The 15,623-nt window shown below is 50.8% G+C and carries 18 protein-coding genes; 10 read left to right on the plus strand and 8 right to left on the minus strand.

Annotated elements, in window-relative coordinates:
• Positions 1 to 85 precede the first annotated feature (85 nt).
• Positions 86 to 310, plus strand: a complete 225-nt coding sequence (locus tag IB196_RS10830) for a YdcH family protein (protein WP_003020276.1) — start codon at positions 86 to 88, stop codon at positions 308 to 310.
• Between the two features lie 66 nt (positions 311 to 376).
• On the opposite strand, the gene alr is transcribed toward IB196_RS10830, so the two are convergent.
• A complete protein-coding gene (alr, locus tag IB196_RS10835) occupies positions 377 to 1,603 on the minus strand; it encodes an alanine racemase (protein ID WP_188231637.1) in 1,227 nt (408 codons plus the stop codon).
• Positions 1,604 to 1,822: 219 nt separating this feature from the next.
• Between alr and rimL the strand changes: the two genes are divergently transcribed.
• The gene (gene rimL / locus IB196_RS10840) at positions 1,823 to 2,368 is read left to right on the plus strand and encodes a 50S ribosomal protein L7/L12-serine acetyltransferase (protein WP_040230972.1); all 546 of its coding nucleotides are present in this window, start codon (positions 1,823 to 1,825) and stop codon (positions 2,366 to 2,368) included.
• Here rimL and ydcK read toward each other — a convergent pair.
• The gene (gene ydcK / locus IB196_RS10845; protein ID WP_040230975.1) at positions 2,360 to 3,340 is read right to left on the minus strand and encodes a YdcK family protein; all 981 of its coding nucleotides are present in this window, start codon (positions 3,338 to 3,340) and stop codon (positions 2,360 to 2,362) included. The genes rimL and ydcK overlap by 9 nt on opposite strands.
• Before the next feature lie 113 nt (positions 3,341 to 3,453).
• Between ydcK and tehA the strand changes: the two genes are divergently transcribed.
• The 3 genes from tehA (at position 3,454) to IB196_RS10860 (ending at position 5,865) form a co-directional block, all read left to right on the plus strand.
• Complete coding sequence (tehA, locus tag IB196_RS10850; RefSeq protein ID WP_188231636.1) at positions 3,454 to 4,455, plus strand: dicarboxylate transporter/tellurite-resistance protein TehA; 1,002 nt, start codon at positions 3,454 to 3,456, stop codon at positions 4,453 to 4,455.
• Entirely contained in the window at positions 4,455 to 5,051 is a 597-nt protein-coding gene (gene tehB, locus IB196_RS10855; protein WP_188231635.1) for a tellurite resistance methyltransferase TehB, read from the plus strand. The genes tehA and tehB overlap by 1 nt, the downstream gene beginning before the upstream one ends.
• A 142-nt stretch (positions 5,052 to 5,193) precedes the next feature.
• Complete coding sequence (locus tag IB196_RS10860) at positions 5,194 to 5,865, plus strand: DUF3313 domain-containing protein (protein ID WP_005126733.1); 672 nt, start codon at positions 5,194 to 5,196, stop codon at positions 5,863 to 5,865.
• A gap of 35 nt (positions 5,866 to 5,900) precedes the next feature.
• Here IB196_RS10860 and IB196_RS10865 read toward each other — a convergent pair whose 3' ends face one another.
• Positions 5,901 to 6,809: a DMT family transporter gene (locus IB196_RS10865; protein ID WP_155021078.1), complete on the minus strand. Its 909-nt coding sequence runs from the start codon at positions 6,807 to 6,809 to the stop codon at positions 5,901 to 5,903.
• A gap of 184 nt (positions 6,810 to 6,993) precedes the next feature.
• On the opposite strand from IB196_RS10865, the gene IB196_RS10870 reads away from it, so the two are divergent.
• Positions 6,994 to 7,863 carry an AraC family transcriptional regulator gene (locus IB196_RS10870; RefSeq protein ID WP_040230980.1) on the plus strand — a complete coding sequence of 290 codons (870 nt, stop codon included), beginning with the start codon at positions 6,994 to 6,996 and terminating at the stop codon, positions 7,861 to 7,863.
• On the opposite strand, the gene IB196_RS10875 is transcribed toward IB196_RS10870, so the two are convergent.
• Entirely contained in the window at positions 7,846 to 9,012 is a 1,167-nt protein-coding gene (locus IB196_RS10875) for a benzoate/H(+) symporter BenE family transporter (protein ID WP_155021077.1), read from the minus strand. The two genes, IB196_RS10870 and IB196_RS10875, sit on opposite strands and share 18 nt — an antisense overlap.
• A 104-nt stretch (positions 9,013 to 9,116) precedes the next feature.
• Between IB196_RS10875 and IB196_RS10880 the strand changes: the two genes are divergently transcribed.
• Together IB196_RS10880 and IB196_RS10885 are read left to right on the plus strand one after the other, a co-directional pair.
• Positions 9,117 to 9,653: an XRE family transcriptional regulator gene (locus IB196_RS10880; RefSeq protein ID WP_005126739.1), complete on the plus strand. Its 537-nt coding sequence runs from the start codon at positions 9,117 to 9,119 to the stop codon at positions 9,651 to 9,653.
• Between the two features lie 79 nt (positions 9,654 to 9,732).
• On the plus strand, positions 9,733 to 11,694 hold the full coding sequence (locus IB196_RS10885) for a U32 family peptidase (RefSeq protein ID WP_155021076.1): 1,962 nt from the start codon (positions 9,733 to 9,735) through the stop codon (positions 11,692 to 11,694).
• On the opposite strand, the gene IB196_RS10890 is transcribed toward IB196_RS10885, so the two are convergent.
• The 4 genes from IB196_RS10890 to IB196_RS10905 all read right to left on the minus strand — a co-directional run bounded on the left by IB196_RS10890 (position 11,691) and on the right by IB196_RS10905 (position 14,649).
• Positions 11,691 to 11,921: a DUF2554 family protein gene (locus IB196_RS10890; RefSeq protein ID WP_005126741.1), complete on the minus strand. Its 231-nt coding sequence runs from the start codon at positions 11,919 to 11,921 to the stop codon at positions 11,691 to 11,693. The two genes, IB196_RS10885 and IB196_RS10890, sit on opposite strands and share 4 nt — an antisense overlap.
• Before the next feature lie 189 nt (positions 11,922 to 12,110).
• Positions 12,111 to 12,236 carry a DUF2474 domain-containing protein gene (locus tag IB196_RS10895; RefSeq protein ID WP_005126742.1) on the minus strand — a complete coding sequence of 42 codons (126 nt, stop codon included), beginning with the start codon at positions 12,234 to 12,236 and terminating at the stop codon, positions 12,111 to 12,113.
• Positions 12,236 to 13,246 (minus strand): cytochrome d ubiquinol oxidase subunit II, encoded by a 1,011-nt coding sequence (gene cydB, locus IB196_RS10900; protein ID WP_040230985.1) that lies wholly within the window; start codon positions 13,244 to 13,246, stop codon positions 12,236 to 12,238. Before cydB ends, IB196_RS10895 begins: the two co-directional genes overlap by 1 nt.
• The gene (locus tag IB196_RS10905) at positions 13,246 to 14,649 is read right to left on the minus strand and encodes a cytochrome ubiquinol oxidase subunit I (RefSeq protein WP_040230988.1); all 1,404 of its coding nucleotides are present in this window, start codon (positions 14,647 to 14,649) and stop codon (positions 13,246 to 13,248) included. Before IB196_RS10905 ends, cydB begins: the two co-directional genes overlap by 1 nt.
• A gap of 263 nt (positions 14,650 to 14,912) precedes the next feature.
• On the opposite strand from IB196_RS10905, the gene IB196_RS10910 reads away from it, so the two are divergent.
• Together IB196_RS10910 and IB196_RS10915 are read left to right on the plus strand one after the other, a co-directional pair.
• Positions 14,913 to 15,089 (plus strand): type II toxin-antitoxin system HicA family toxin, encoded by a 177-nt coding sequence (locus IB196_RS10910; protein WP_005126745.1) that lies wholly within the window; start codon positions 14,913 to 14,915, stop codon positions 15,087 to 15,089.
• Positions 15,090 to 15,135: 46 nt separating this feature from the next.
• Positions 15,136 to 15,552, plus strand: coding sequence for a type II toxin-antitoxin system HicB family antitoxin (locus IB196_RS10915; RefSeq protein WP_005126746.1), 417 nt, complete (start codon positions 15,136 to 15,138; stop codon positions 15,550 to 15,552).
• Positions 15,553 to 15,623: the final 71 nt, after the last annotated feature.

Raw genomic sequence — 15,623 nt, forward strand, 5'->3', positions numbered from 1 at the left:
TGCTCGCATTTTTCCCTGACTCAAACCGATAAGCTGAAGGTGTGTATTTCTTCTACACGTTCTTGTCCACTAACAGGGAGAAAGTATGTTTCCAGAATACAGAGACCTTATTTCCCGACTGAAATCCGAGAATCCTCGTTTTCTGTCCTTATTCGAAAAACACAACAGCCTTGATCATGAGATTTCCAGACTGGAAGGTTCGGATGGTCGGGGATACAGTTTGGACATTGTTCGTCTTAAGAAACAGAAACTCCACCTGAAGGAAGATTTGCTCAAAATTTTGCAAAGAGAGAGTGTCAGTGAGAGCTAAATAGTACTGTGCTCACTGTGTAAAAGGGCTTCCAGCGAGAAAAGGAAGCCCTTCCTGTTTTAGGCGTTAATCGACCATCACGCGTTTGTTTGTCGCCCCCCAGAGGATCGACATTTCAGTGAACAGCGCGCCGCTAATTTCTTCGACTTCTTCTGCGCTCACCTGCGCATTTCCCTGTTTACCGAATAACACTACTTCATCGCCGGAGGCAACCTGTGGTAGATCGGTCACATCAACAACCACGGTATTCATGGATGTTTTACCCAGCACCGGAACCCGCTGGCCGTGGATCAATACGTGCCCCACATTACTGAACACACGACGATAGCCATCAGCATAACCCGTCGGAATATTGGCAAGAACGGAATTACGTTTAAGGGTATAGGTTCTGTCATAGCCGACGGTATTTCCTTTGGGGTAATGGTTTACCGACGCGATTGCGGATTTAAACGTCATGACGCGTTTGTATTCGGTGCTGGCAATGGTATCGCCATAAAAAATACCGCCAACACGCACCATGTCGAGCCAGGATTCAGGAACGGTCAGGGTGGCGAACGTATTCGCGACATGCAAGGTGACATCTTCGCGCTTAAGCCCGGTAATTTTGAGTACCTGGGCCGATTGCGTATTGAAACGGGCCAGATCGCGTTTTACCACCGCCGCATCTTCTTCCGGGAAATGCGACATGATGCCAACAATTTTCAGACCGGGTAACATGGAAATGCCGCGGGCCTCTTCCAGGCCTGCCGCGGTGCTGACTTCCAGACCGTTTCGTGACATACCGCCAGAGTTCAGTGCCAGATGGATACGAATCGTTTTCCCTTTCTCGTGGGCAATTGCACTCAGACGTTTAGCCATATCCAGATTGCCAATCAGCTCTTCGGTATCAAAATCTGCCGCCTGGCGCATCTCTTTTTCCGTCGCGTTACGAACGCGCATTAGCTGCGATGTATAGCCTGACTGACGAACAATGCTAATCTCCTCGTTGCTGGCGATGCCAATACACTGCACACCGTTTTGCATCATCACCGGCGTAACCAGTGAGAGATCGTGGCCATACGCATCGCCTTTAAGAATGGCGCACATCCGGGTTTTGTCTCCCAGCAGTTGCTGAACTTTATGAATGTTATATTCCAGCGCGCTACGGGAAATTTCCAGCGTGGTATTATCCACAACCTGTTGTTTGTTAACGGCAAAGGGGACAGGACCCGCTTGCGTGGTGGGGACGGGTTGGTGACAGGCGGTAATCAGTAAAAGCGGAATAAGTGCTAAACGACCCAAAGGTGCTGCCATGCTTGCTCCTTAGCAATAGAATGAAAGTGTTGTTGTCATCATTACGGCCTATCCAGATATGGGATAACCGGACATCCAGAGTAACGGCTTCCGCACCAGAGATTGTTTCTAAGTGATTGCTGTTACAGCATAAAAATATGACATTCTCGGTGCTAAACAGATTAATATCGGCTACTGCCAGTCAGATATCCCCCGTTTACAATCGCAAAGGAGATAAACATGTCAGAAATTATTACCGTCAGTGACACGCTGGAACTGCGGGCAGTAGAAGAACAATACGTCACGCCTTTGCATCAACTGGTGCTCAAAAATAAAGTTTGGCTCCAGCGGTCGCTGAACTGGCCGCAGCTTGTCGAATCTGAGGACGATACGCGTAAGAATGTGCAGGGGAATATGATGTTGCACCAGCGTGGCTACGCCAAAATGTTCCTTATCTTCAAACAAGGTGAAGTGGTTGGCGTTATCTCATTTAACCAAATAGAACCGCTGAATAAAGCGGCTTACATTGGCTACTGGTTGGATGAAGTTCATCAGGGACAGGGCATTATGTCACGGTCGCTACAGGCATTGATTCATCATTATGCGCAGCGTGGCGAGATCCGTCGGTTCATTATTAAATGCCGTGTGGATAACCAGGAAAGTAACCAGGTGGCGCTGCGCAACGGTTTTCAGCTGGAAGGGTGTTTAAAGCAGGCAGAGTTCCTCAATGGTGATTACCATGATGTGAATCTCTATGCTCGCATCATTGATAGCGATTCAGAATAAACCGGCGAGGGGGGTGCGCGTAATACGCTGTTCGCCGTTGATCACTTTTGGCCCGCGCAGATGGATTGCATCACCATCAAAGGTTTCAACGTGGGCCTGCCCGGTTATCTCAATATGATGCTCGATCAGCACTTCACCCAGAATACAGGCGTGGCCTTCAATCAGGATGTGACCATCCAGCAAGAGTGGCCCGCCGCGTAATTTTGCATGTCCCCCGACCAGCACATGGTGTTTCAGGATACAGTTACCTTCAACCACTGCATGCTCAGCCACCTGTGAGCTATAGCGCAGGGTCGGTATCGCATCTTCATCGGTACCAGCGATGATGCGGGCGTTGCCGTATACCTTCGCACAATCGCAGATCCAAACGTTATTTTCCTCATTACCCTCGATGTGAGCACAATCAAAAACTTCGGCGCGGTGTTCAATAAAAGCGTAGTCAATGGTTGCATCGCCATAGATCTGCACCTGGTGCACAATGCGTGAATGGTTTACGGTTGCGCGATCATATATTTGTAGGGGCTGGTCACTTTCACGGGTTAACCCTTTAGCGGCGATGACTTCGGAGCCTCCCAGAATACGTGCATCACCCGACAAAAAACATTCGCCACGTACAACAGAATCCTGAATGGTGACATTGTCACGTATTTGCGCGCCATGGCTAATTTCAGCCCGATCTATCCATACGGCATCGCCAATCTGAGCGCCATCTCTGATCACGCTGGCCTGCGTAATGCGGGCATTTCCAGAAATGGTTGCCCCCGCAAATGCCATCGCGTTCTCATCGTAAATCCAGCAATCACCACACTGCGCCAGTACGGCTTCATTATCAATCCAGCCACCATGCGTGCCAGCCGGAACATCATTAAAATCAAACAGTGCAATTATCTGGCGTAGTAATACGCTTCTTTTGTTGCCATTATCCTGGTAACTGAAGGAGCGAGGTTCGTCGCTCAGACGGTATTTGGTCATAGCTCATTTCCGTGTTGCGCACCTTAGTTAAACGTAGCAAAGTTTTCCGTACTGGCTAAATCAGCGTAAATTCCATAAAATGCATTTCAAATATACTTTAAAAAATAAACAAAATGAGTAAGAACAAGCAGAGTGAACAGGTCCTCAATCTTCCTGCTGGTTATTTTGGCATGGTACTGGGCATCATAGGGATGGGATTTGCGTGGCGTTATGCCAGCCAGGTGTGGTCTGTGAGCCACTGGATCGGCGACGGTCTGATCATCCTCGCAATGGTCATTTGGGGGCTGCTGACGCTGGCCTTTTTTAGTCGCTTACTGCGTTTTCCGCATAGCGTTTTGGCGGAGATTCGTCATCCGGTGATGAGTAGCTTTGTCAGTCTGTTTCCGGCCACAACCATGCTGGTCGCGATTGGTTTTGTTCCCTGGTGTCGACCGCTGGCGCTTGGCTTGTTCAGCATTGGGGTCGTTATCCAACTGGTGTACGCGGCGTGGCAAACCGCGGGATTATGGCGCGGGGAGCACCCAGAAGAAGCCACCACGCCGGGGCTGTATCTGCCGACTGTCGCCAATAACTTTATTAGCGCAATGGCCTGTGGTGCGTTGGGTTTCAACGACGCTGGATTGGTGTTTTTGGGGGCAGGGGTATTTTCCTGGCTCAGCCTGGAGCCGGTGATCCTGCAACGTTTACGCAGTTGCGGCGAGCTGCCAACGGTATTACGTACTTCACTTGGCATTCAACTGGCGCCTGCGCTGGTCGCCTGCAGCGCCTGGCTTAGCGTCAATGGCGGCGAGGGCGATACGTTGGCGAAAATGCTGTTCGGCTATGGTCTGCTGCAACTTCTTTTTATGCTACGCCTCATGCCGTGGTATCTGTCTCAGCCCTTTAATGCGTCTTTCTGGAGCATCTCGTTTGGCGTGTCGGCTCTGGCGACAACGGGGCTACATCTGGGACACGGTAGCGAATCAGGATTTTTTCATACGCTGTCGATCCCACTGTTTATTTTTACCAATTTTATCATTGCATTATTACTGGTACGTACGTTTGCATTGCTGATGCAGGGAAAACTACTCATCCGCACGGAGCGTGCTGCATTACTGAAATCTGAGGATAAATAATGACCCTTTACGACGAAAACTACTTTACTGAGAAATACGATTTAACCCGTACGCATTCCGATGTCGTTGAAGCGGCGAAAATTGTTAAACCAGGTAAAACGTTAGACCTGGGCTGCGGCAATGGCCGTAACAGCCTGTACCTTGCGGCAAACGGCTATGACGTGACAGCATGGGATAAAAATCCCATGAGCATCGCTAACCTTGAGCGTATCAAAGCAGCCGAAGGGTTGACTCATCTGCAGGCGAGCGTCGCGGATCTTAATGCGTTGAGTTTTGATGGTGAATACGACTTTATCCTGTCTACCGTAGTGCTGATGTTCCTCGAAGCAAAAACTATTCCGGGGCTTATCGATAATATGCAGCGTTGCACGAAACCGGGTGGATATAACTTAATCGTTGCGGCGATGGATACCGATGATTTCCCGTGCACCGTTGGCTTCCCGTTCGCGTTTAAAGCGGGGGAATTACGCGACTATTACCGCGGATGGGAACTGCTGAAATATAACGAAGACGTGGGCGAACTGCATCGTACAGACGAAAACGGAAATCGTATTAAACTGCGTTTTGCGACCATGCTGGCCCGCAAAATCGGCTGATGGCCCACGCTCTGCGTTCAGCATTTTTTGTGCTGAGCGCAGAAATAAAATTGTGCGGCGCTTACCATTTTTCGCACATCTAAAATGATTTCCTTTTGCTACTATTTCAGATGCATATCTGCAAATACTAAGGGATCGTTCCATGCGTGCTCAAACTTTATTTAAAGTTGCAGTGCTTACGGGTTTACTGGCGTTATCAGGCTGTGCGTCAAAAATAACGCAGCCAGATAAATATTCAGGTTTTTTGAAAGATTACTCTGGTCTGAAGGAAACTAAATCGGCAACAGGACTGCCTGTGCTGCGTTGGGTTGATCCCAACTTCAATGAGTCCAAATATGACAGTATTGTGTATAACCCGATAACCTATTATCCGATTCCTAAACCAACGACTCAGGTTGGGCAACAGGTGCTGGATAAACTGTTGAGCTATACCAATACGCAAATGAAAACCGCCATTAGTAAACGTAAACCTCTGGTGACGACCCCCGGCCCGCGTAGCCTGATATTCCGTGGCGCAATTACCGGTGTTGCAACCAGCAAGGAAGGGCTGCAGTTCTATGAAGTGGTCCCGGTTGCGTTACTCGTCGCGGGGACACAAATGGCGACAGGTCACCGTACCATGGATACTCACCTCTATTTTGAAGGTGAGTTGATCGATGCGGCAACTAATAAGCCGGTGATTAAAGTGGTACGTCAGGGTGAAGGCAAGGACCTGAACAACGAGAGTACGCCGATGGCGTTCGAAACGTTGAAGAAAGTTGTTGATGACATGGCGACAGATGCCTCCATGTTTGATGTCAACAAAAAACAGTAACGCTGAGCGCACCATCTTTGGATGGTGCGCTTTTTTTATGCCGTCCGACGACGGTACAGTAGTTTCTCCATTAACGCCTCCGGGCGTGCAAACATCACCAGATTACCCAGCAAAATCAGCACTAATCCAGCAATTGCGTTAGCCTGCCAGACGTATCCTTCATACAGCGTTGACAGCGTGAGCGCCACCAGCGGGAAAAGCAGCGTACTGTAGGCCGCCTTACTCGGACCGATGCGTCCTACCAGCGTGAAATAGGCGCCAAAAGCAATTACCGAGCCAAAAATAGCCAGATATAACAGCGCGCTAAGATAGCTGAAAGTCCACTGCGGCGTGAAGTTGTCCCCGCGCACCAGCGCAATGACGGCGATCAGTAGCGTACCATACAGCATGGCCCAGCTGTTGGTGGTCATCACCTCAAGCCCTTTTTTCTGATGACGCAGGCTTATCATATTGCCCAGGGAAAAACCAAACGTCCCCAGAGCGCTTAAACCAATACCCAGCAGCAGCGAATGGTTGAACCCGCTGTTGAGCAAATCCTGCCAGAACAGGGTGATGATACCCGTCAACCCCAGCGCCGCGGCGAAATAAAAGCGTACCAGTGGTTTTTGCCCAAAAAAGATAAAACTATTCACCGCATTGAACAGCACGGCCATCGAGAAAATCACCGACTCCAGGCCGGTATTAATCCACGCTGCGGCGGTGTAAAAACACCAGAAATTGAAGCAAAAAACACACCCGCCCTGTAACAGACAAAACAGGTGGTCGCGTCGGGAGAGTTTACGCAATTTGCCGCTGAACAGCAGGATAAGGATCATCACCGAGCTGGCAACGGCAAAACGCCAAAAGATAGAAACTGGCGCAGAAACTGGGCCTTGCTGCAAATAAATCGCAATCCATGTTGTTCCCCAAATAACGACGACCAGACAGTACAACAGTGCGTTCATACAACTCTCTCATTTTTGTAATCAGACCCACACTGTGTCACGCCTGGCGGTAGGGGGCTTTCATCGGTTTGCGGTCGACTTGCAAAATCTTGCGCTTTTTTCTCGCAAACATGAAAAGGAGGCTGTGAACAACATGTTGCTGATATAGACTGAAAGCCTGCTAACCTATTCTGAATGTGATGGTATGTCTCAGCCCTACGGTGCCTTTGAAAACTTACGCAAACATAATGCCGTGCTGCATGAGTCGGTTGCGTTACATTCAGGGATTCAGCTGGCGGCGTGGTCAAACAAACGCGACACCATTACCCAGTATTGCGATCACCACACGCTCAGCCTATATGTTGCGGATGGCTACGAGAGTTATCACAAGACGGCGGGGGGCTGGAAAAACGGCGGCGGCCCGGATCGCTTCTGCCTGATGCCGAAAGAGAGCGAATCCAGTTGGGATATTCGTGACGATCTCTCCTTTGTACATCTTTATTGTACCGACGCGCATCTACGGGAAGTGGGTGAGAAAGTTTGGGACAAAAGCCCTTACAGCTTCACGCTGGACGAACATACGTTCGGCAGCGATCCGGGGATCACGGCGGTTTATCGCCAGTTTTTACTGGGTAATGACTGGCAGCAGCCGGCTAATCACCTAACGCTCAGCGCGGCATCTTCGCTGTTGCTGACGCATCTGATTCAACATTACAGCAACGTTCAATGGCGGCCGCCGGTGGTAACGGGTGGGCTTGCGCCAGCCACATTGCGCAATGTGCTGGCCTATATTGACGCGCATCTGGCCTACCCAATGACCCTCAGCGATTTGGCAGGTGAAGCGGCACTGAGCGATTTCCACTTTGCCAGAATGTTTCGCCAGTCGATGAATATGGCCCCGCACCAGTATGTTATGCAGCGTCGTATGGCGCTGGCGCAGCAACTGGTCCGTTATTCTTCACGTAGCTTGTCGGATATCGCGATGGCTTGTGGATTCAGTTCAGCAAGCCATTTTAGCAACCGGTTTAAGCAGGTGACGGGCAAGACACCAACGCAATTACGTGCGTCGCGATAATCTCAGCACGGCATAACATATCCCTCCGGCAATTAATCCCCAGAACGCAGAGCTAATCCCCAATAAGGTCAAACCACTGGCAGTAACCAGAAAGGTGACGATGGCAGCATCTCGCTCCGCTTCATGAAGCAATGCCTGATACAGACTACCGCTAATCGTTCCGAGCAAGGCGAGGCCAGCCAGCATCTGGATCCAGCTTGCCGGCAGAGCGGCCATCAATCCGGTTACCGACCCACCAAACACTCCGGCCAGAAGGTAGAAAATCCCGGCAGCAGCAGCGGCTAACCAGCGTCGCCGGGCATCCTGATGCGCATCCGGACTTTGGCAAATTGCGGCGGTGATGGCGGCAATACAGATGGAGTAGACGCCAAAGGGAGAAAACAGTAACGCCAGCAGCCCCGTGAAAATAATCAGCGGTGAAACGGGCAAGGAATAACCTGATGCTTTCATGGTGGCAATGCCAGGAGCATTTTGTGACGCCATGGTAACCAGGAAGAGCGGCAATGCGATGCTTATACTGTGTGCTAGAGAAAAGTGGGGGGCGATGAATTCAGGCATCACCGGAGATAAATTAATGTTATAAGTGACAATGTCACCTTTTAGCAGTGCGATGGCGATACCCACCAGCATGGCAGCAATGACGGCGTACCTGGGCGCGACAACTTTTAACATCAGCCACGCCAGCAGCATGCTGCCGCACAGGATAAGCTCATTATTAAGGCTATTGAATGCCTGCAAACCAAAACGCAGCAGGATCCCAGCCAGCATTGCCGATGCCAGTGAGTGTGGGATTATCTGCATCAGACGTGCAAACAACCCCGTCACACCACACAGGACTATCAGCGCGTTAGCCACAATAAAAACGCCGATAGCATCCTGAATGGTCACGCCCTGCAGACCCGTAACCAGCAGCGCAGCACCGGGCGTAGACCAGGCAGTCAGGATGGGAGCACGATACCACACTGACAATGCCAGCGTACTCACGCCCATCGCGATTCCCAGCGCGGTCATCCAGCCCGCAATCTGCCCGGTCGTTGCGCCTGCGGCTATCGCCGCTTGCCAGATGATGGCTGCCGAACTGGCATAGCCGACCAGCACGGCAACAAAACCCGATAAAACGGTGGGTAAAGGGATTAATAATGTGCGCATAGCGACTCCGCGTGCGTTATAACGGTCATTTACTGTAGCACTGTGCGTTATAGCGTACAAGTGATAAGCTGATGGGCAGAAACAGGAGATAGAGGAAGGCGACAATGGACAATTTAACCCACTATCTGGCTACCACGCTCCGGACATTACGTCATCAGCGGGAATGGAGTCTGTCGCGTCTGGCAGAAGAAACGGGGGTATCCAAAGCCATGTTGGGGCAGATAGAACGCAATGAATCCAGCCCAACAGTGGCGACGCTATGGAAAATTGCCACCGGACTGAACGTGCCGTTTTCGACATTTATTTCACCACCAGAGTCAGAAGGCACCGCGACTTTTGATCCCCAACAGCAGGCAATGATAGTGACACCGCTGTTTCCGTGGGATCCACAACTCTGCTTTGACCATTTTTCAATATTGCTGGCACCGGGGGCGTTGAGTGAATCTACACCGCATGAAACCGGTGTGGTTGAGCACGTAGTGGTGATTAGTGGTCTGCTGGATATGTGCATTGATGGGCAGTGGCGAACCATCAAATCGGGTGAGGGTGTCCGTTTTGCGGGTGATACTGCACATAGTTACCGTAACAGCAGCGAACAGACGGTTCACTTTCACTCCTTGATCCATTACCCACGTGGTTAATCGGGAAAACTATTCCGAAATGCCGCGCTTCTGACTACAATAGCCGCCATTTTTACCGCTTGTGGATGGTAACAACTGTATGCGCCAGCAACCTCATCACCTTGAATTGTTAAGCCCGGCTCGTGATACCGCCATTGCGCGCGAAGCCATTTTGCACGGCGCGGATGCCGTATACATTGGCGGCCCGGGTTTTGGTGCGCGTCACAACGCCAGTAACAGCCTGAAAGATATCGCTGAACTGGTGCCATTCGCTCATCGATATGGGGCGAAGATCTTTGTGACGTTGAACACGATTTTGCATGATGATGAACTGGAATCTGCTCAGCGGTTAATTACCGAGTTGTATCAGACCGGCGTTGATGCGCTGATTGTGCAGGATATGGGGATTATGGAACTGGATATCCCGCCGATTGAACTGCATGCCAGCACCCAGTGTGATATTCGCAGCGTCGAGAAGGCGAAGTTTCTTTCTGACGTCGGATTCACGCAGATTGTACTGGCGCGCGAACTGAGTCTTGAGCAGATTCACGCGATTCATCAGGCGACGGACGCGACTATCGAGTTTTTCATCCACGGTGCGTTATGCGTTGCTTATTCAGGCCAGTGTTATATCTCTCATGCGCAAACCGGGCGCAGCGCTAACCGCGGTGACTGTTCACAAGCCTGCCGACTACCGTATACCCTGAAAGACGATCAGGGCCGGGTGGTGTCGTATGAAAAACACCTGCTGTCGATGAAAGATAACGATCAGACCGCCAACCTCGGTGCGTTGATTGATGCCGGAGTTCGTTCCTTCAAAATTGAAGGGCGCTACAAAGACATGAGCTATGTGAAGAACATCACTGCACATTATCGGCAGAGACTGGATGCCATCATCGAAGAACGCGGCGATCTGGCACGTTCATCCGCAGGTCGCACTGAGCATTTCTTCACGCCATCTACAGAGAAAACCTTCCACCGCGGCAGCACTGACTATTTTGTAAATGCCCGTAAAGGCGACATCGGTGCATTCGACTCACCTAAATTCATTGGCTTACCAGTGGGTGAGGTACTGAAGGTGGCGAAGGATTATCTTGATGTCGAGGTGTCGGAACCACTGGCAAACGGGGATGGCCTGAACGTATTGATTAAGCGTGATGTGGTTGGATTCCGTGCCAATACTGTAGAGAAAACGGGGAATAATCGTTATCGGGTATGGCCAAATGAAATGCCAACGGACCTGCACAAAGTGCGGCCGCACCATCCGCTCAATCGCAATCTCGATCATAACTGGCAGCAGGCGCTAACTAAGACGTCCAGCGAACGCCGTGTCGCGGTTGATATTGAATTGGGCGGCTGGCAGGAACAATTGATCCTGACGCTAACCAGTGAAGATGGTGTGAGTATCACCCATACGCTGGATGGTCAGTTTGAAGAAGCGAACAATGCAGAAAAAGCGTTGAGTAACTTGCAGGATGGTCTGGCAAAACTTGGACAGACGCTGTACTACGCCCGCGACATTCAGGTGAATCTGCCGGGGGCGCTGTTTGTTCCGAATGGTCAACTCAACCAACTGCGCCGCGAAGCCATCGACATGCTGGATACCGCGCGTCTGGAAAACTACCGACGCGGCAGTCGTAAACCCGTTGCCCAGCCGGCGCCGGTCTATCCGCAGACGCATCTGAGTTTTCTGGCCAATATCTATAACCATAAAGCGCGTGAGTTTTACCACCGTTATGGCGTCCAGTTGATTGATGCAGCCTATGAAGCGCATGAAGAAAAGGGCGATGTTCCGGTGATGATTACCAAGCACTGCCTGCGTTTTGCATTCAATCTGTGTCCGAAACAGGCAAAAGGGAATATCAAAAGCTGGAAAGCCACTCCGATGCAATTGGTGAATGGCGATGAAGTGCTGACGCTGAAATTTGATTGCCGACCGTGCGAAATGCACGTTATCGGCAAGATGAAACACCACATTCTGAAAATGCCATTGCCGGGCAGCGTAGTGGCTTCTGTCAGCCCTGATGAGCTGATGAAAACACTGCCGAAGCGGAAGGGCTAACTCAGGTGTGTATCTGGCTTGCGTGATTTTTGCCAGTGATGGTGTTCGCGTAGATCGGCGGCGGATTCTTCCGCCGTCACCCTCAGCTCATCGCTGTCTGCCGTGTGGCGTAACAAATGATCGGCATCCTGTACCTGAAGATATTCATGTCCCTGATGAGTAGCGAAAAGCTGGCCGGAGAAAAGCGCGCTGGCAAGCAATAACACCGTTAACCCTTTCTTAAACATCATGCACCCTCTGGTACGTTAGCTGTGGAATCGGCAATAATTTCGCCATGTGACTATTCAATATTTTAATCGGGTTAATGGCAATCTCTGTTTTGCCAATTCGATGTTTTTTACATTTTTGTTTAGTCTGCATTAGGATTTGTAACAACCGGGAAGCGCCGCGCGATCCGGTTGTTACCAGGGGTAAAATCAGGACTTAAATCCCGCCGCCGTCATCAGTAAGCGAAAGAATGAACCGACGGCCGCCAGGGCCAGCACGCTGCCGCCCCAGAGAATGACCAGCCACATCAGGCGTTTCCAGATAGATTGTTGCATCAATGATACCCCTCACCATGTTGAACTTTGCCGCGGAAAACGTAGTAGCTCCAGAAGGTGTACACCAGAATGATAGGGATAATCAGCAGCGCTCCCACCAACATAAAGCCCTGGCTTTGCGTCGGCGCCGCGGCCTGCCAAAGGGTAATAGACGGCGGAATAATATGTGGCCAGATGCTGATCCCCAACCCGCTGAAACCGAGAAAAATTAAACCCAGCGTCAATATAAATGGCGGGGCATGACTATGTTGCTGGCCCAGAGAACGCCACAGCAACAGACTGATGAGTGCGACCAGCAGCGGAACCGGCATCAGGAACCACAGATTTGGCAGGCTAAACCAACGATCGGCAATCGCACTGTGCGCAAGCGGCGTCCACAAGCTGATAATGGCAATGACAGCCAACATCGCCAGCAGCAGTTTTTTTGCCACACTGCGCATTTTATCCTGTAGCGGTTTTTCGCTTTTCATCACCAGCCATGTTGCCCCCAGCAGGGCGTAAGCCACCACCAGTCCCAGCCCGCAAAACAGCGTGAAAGGCGTTAGCCAGTCAAACGGACCGCCGCTGTAGCTGCGGCCAGTAACGGAAAATCCGTTGAGGACCGCACCCACGACCACTCCCTGGGTAAACGTGGCAAGAATTGAACCGCCCAGAAAGGCTTTATCCCAGAACGGTCGGTGTGCCGGTGTGGCTTTGAAACGAAACTCAAAGGCAACGCCGCGAAAAATCAGGCCAATCAGCATCAGGGTGAGTGGGATCGTCAGTGCATCGACAATGACCGCATAGGCCAGAGGAAATGCACCAAACAATCCTGCGCCGCCCAGTACCAGCCAGGTTTCATTCCCATCCCATACCGGTGCGACGCTGTTGACCATCACATCGCGGTCATCAGCATCCTGAATGGCGGGGAATAAGATACCGATCCCGAGATCAAAGCCGTCCATCACGATATACATCAGCGTGGCGAACACGATAATAACGAACCAGATAACTGATAAATCAATACCCATTAGCGATGTGCCTCAGCTTGAGAATCGAGGACAGCAGCAGAAAGCGGCCGTGCAGGTGTGCCAGTTGGCGGGAGGGTCGGATCATCTTCCTGTGGCCCTTTACGGATCAGGCGAATCATGTAGCTATAACCCACACCGAAGACCGAACTGTAAACCACAAAGAAGGCCAGCAGGCTGATGCTCATATGCAAATCACCATGTGCGGAAACCGCATCCGCTGTGCGTTGCAAACCGTAAACCACCCACGGCTGACGACCCACTTCAGTGGTGACCCAACCGGCCAGAATAGCGATCAGACCAGACGGTCCCATCCACAGCGCGAAACGCAGGAAGGGACGTGAGGTATACAGGCGTTGCTTGTAACGTAACCACAAGGCGAATGTACCCAACAGGATCATCAGCATGCCAAGCCCCGCCATAATGCGAAATGACCAGAACACCATGGTGGAGTTGGGCCTGTCTTCTTTAGGGAACTCTTTTAGCGCCGGGACCTGTTTATCCAGACTATGGGTCAGGATCAGACTACCCAGCGCCGGAATTTCCAGCCCATAGCGGGTGCGCTCTTGCGCCATATCCGGCCAGCCGAACAGTAGCAACGGAGTGGGTTCGCCGGGCGGGTTTTCCCAGTGCCCCTCGATGGCGGCAATTTTGGCAGGTTGATGCTTCAGCGTATTCAACCCGTGCATATCACCAATCAATGCCTGCAACGGGGCGACGATTAACGTCATCCACAGCGCCATCGAAAACATGGCTCGAATAGCCGGAGTGTTATTCCCGCGTAATAAATGCCATGCCCCTGACGCTGCGACAAACAGCGCACTGCTGAGGAAAGCGGCAACGGACATATGCAACAAACGATATGGGAATGAAGGGTTGAAAATAACGGCGAACCAGTCGACGGGAACGACCTGGCCGTTAACGATTTCATAGCCTTGCGGTGTTTGCATCCAACTGTTGGAGGCCAGTATCCAGAAAGTAGAAATAATGGTACCCAGTGCAACCATACAGGTGGCGAAGAAGTGAAGTCCCGGCCCCACACGGTTCCAGCCAAACAGCATTACGCCGAGGAAGCCCGCTTCGAGGAAGAAGGCGGTTAACACTTCATAGGTCAGCAGCGGCCCGGTGATGCTTCCGGCGAACTCGGAAAAACCGCTCCAGTTGGTGCCGAACTGATAAGCCATCACCAGCCCGGACACTACGCCCATACCAAAGTTTACGGCGAATATTTTCGACCAGAAATGATACAGCGAACGCCAGGTCGGATTTTTGGTTTTCAACCAGAGACCTTCCAGCACCGCCAGATAGCTGGCGAGGCCGATGGTAATGGCCGGAAAAATGATGTGAAAGGACACCGTAAACGCGAACTGGATCCTCGCCAGGTGAAACGCGTCAAGACCGAACATGCTTAACTCCGCAGGCAAAATTGATTTGGCGCAATTCTAAGCCCCAGGCGAAATGTGGGGCAGAAACAGAACAGTTCTTTTTAACCATAACAGTTGTGCTGCTGTTATAGGTTGGCCAGACTGATATGAAATCTGGAAGCTGGATTCCTGTTATTGAATTGCGTCCTCCCCACGTGAGTTATTTTGCGATATTAGTAGCAAGGTAATTAAAAGGTAATCATAAATGTTTACTTTGTGTATATAATAGACTACAGGGAGGCGCAGTGAAGCAAAGTGAGTTCAGACGCTGGCTTGAATCTCAGGGAGTCGCTGTTACAAACGGCTCAAATCATCTGAAACTGAGATATCAGGGAAGGCGTAGCGTTATGCCCAGACATCCAGGTGATGAAATAAAAGAAGCCTTGCGAAAAGCGATTATTAAGCAGCTCGACTTACTGTAATCATCATCACTACAAGGTTGATTATATGAGAGATTTTGAAAAACCTATGCGTTATCCCGTTACTCTAACACCGGCAGTGGAAGGTGGGTTTGTGGTTTCGTTCCCGGATATTCCGGAAGCATTAACTCAGGGAAATACCCGCCATGACGCTTTGCAGGCCGCGCAGGCGGCATTGATTACCGCTTTTGAATTCTATTTCGACGACAACGAGGCGATTCCTCTCCCCTCGGCGGTTGGCGCTGAAGATGACTACGTGGAAATACCGCTGAGCGTTGCGTCTAAGGTTCTTTTGCTGAATGCCTTCCTTGAATCAAAAATCACCCAACAGGAACTGGCGAACAGGATCGGCAGACCTAAGCAGGAGATCACCCGTTTATTTGATTTAAAGCACACGACAAAAATTGATGCCGTACAGATTGCTGCGCGCGCCTTAGGCAAAGAGCTGGCGTTAACGATGTTGTAAAACTGTTAACTATAACAGTTATAAAAAACACCCTGATTATGTAAACTGATATACACAGTGATTGTCACCGA

Origin of the sequence: Citrobacter sp. C6_1 (assembly GCF_014596835.2) — a bacterium.
Classification (GTDB): domain Bacteria; phylum Pseudomonadota; class Gammaproteobacteria; order Enterobacterales; family Enterobacteriaceae; genus Citrobacter; species Citrobacter pasteurii.

Excerpts from the sequence above, each read along its gene's own strand:
- IB196_RS10885 (WP_155021076.1), top strand. The coding sequence starts at position 9,733 with ATGCGCCAGCAACCTCATCACCTTGAATTGTTAAGCCCGGCTCGTGAT.
- cydB (WP_040230985.1), bottom strand. The coding sequence starts at position 13,246 with ATGGGTATTGATTTATCAGTTATCTGGTTCGTTATTATCGTGTTCGCC.
- IB196_RS10890 (WP_005126741.1), bottom strand. The coding sequence starts at position 11,921 with ATGTTTAAGAAAGGGTTAACGGTGTTATTGCTTGCCAGCGCGCTTTTC.
- IB196_RS10905 (WP_040230988.1), bottom strand. The coding sequence starts at position 14,649 with ATGTTCGGTCTTGACGCGTTTCACCTGGCGAGGATCCAGTTCGCGTTT.
- ydcK (WP_040230975.1), bottom strand. The coding sequence starts at position 3,340 with ATGACCAAATACCGTCTGAGCGACGAACCTCGCTCCTTCAGTTACCAG.
- IB196_RS10895 (WP_005126742.1), bottom strand. The coding sequence starts at position 12,236 with ATGCAACAATCTATCTGGAAACGCCTGATGTGGCTGGTCATTCTCTGG.
- IB196_RS10870 (WP_040230980.1), top strand. The coding sequence starts at position 6,994 with ATGTCTCAGCCCTACGGTGCCTTTGAAAACTTACGCAAACATAATGCC.
- IB196_RS10915 (WP_005126746.1), top strand. The coding sequence starts at position 15,136 with ATGCGTTATCCCGTTACTCTAACACCGGCAGTGGAAGGTGGGTTTGTG.
- IB196_RS10865 (WP_155021078.1), bottom strand. The coding sequence starts at position 6,809 with ATGAACGCACTGTTGTACTGTCTGGTCGTCGTTATTTGGGGAACAACA.
- IB196_RS10860 (WP_005126733.1), top strand. The coding sequence starts at position 5,194 with ATGCGTGCTCAAACTTTATTTAAAGTTGCAGTGCTTACGGGTTTACTG.
- IB196_RS10830 (WP_003020276.1), top strand. The coding sequence starts at position 86 with ATGTTTCCAGAATACAGAGACCTTATTTCCCGACTGAAATCCGAGAAT.
- IB196_RS10875 (WP_155021077.1), bottom strand. The coding sequence starts at position 9,012 with ATGCGCACATTATTAATCCCTTTACCCACCGTTTTATCGGGTTTTGTT.
- IB196_RS10880 (WP_005126739.1), top strand. The coding sequence starts at position 9,117 with ATGGACAATTTAACCCACTATCTGGCTACCACGCTCCGGACATTACGT.
- tehB (WP_188231635.1), top strand. The coding sequence starts at position 4,455 with ATGACCCTTTACGACGAAAACTACTTTACTGAGAAATACGATTTAACC.
- rimL (WP_040230972.1), top strand. The coding sequence starts at position 1,823 with ATGTCAGAAATTATTACCGTCAGTGACACGCTGGAACTGCGGGCAGTA.
- tehA (WP_188231636.1), top strand. The coding sequence starts at position 3,454 with ATGAGTAAGAACAAGCAGAGTGAACAGGTCCTCAATCTTCCTGCTGGT.
- alr (WP_188231637.1), bottom strand. The coding sequence starts at position 1,603 with ATGGCAGCACCTTTGGGTCGTTTAGCACTTATTCCGCTTTTACTGATT.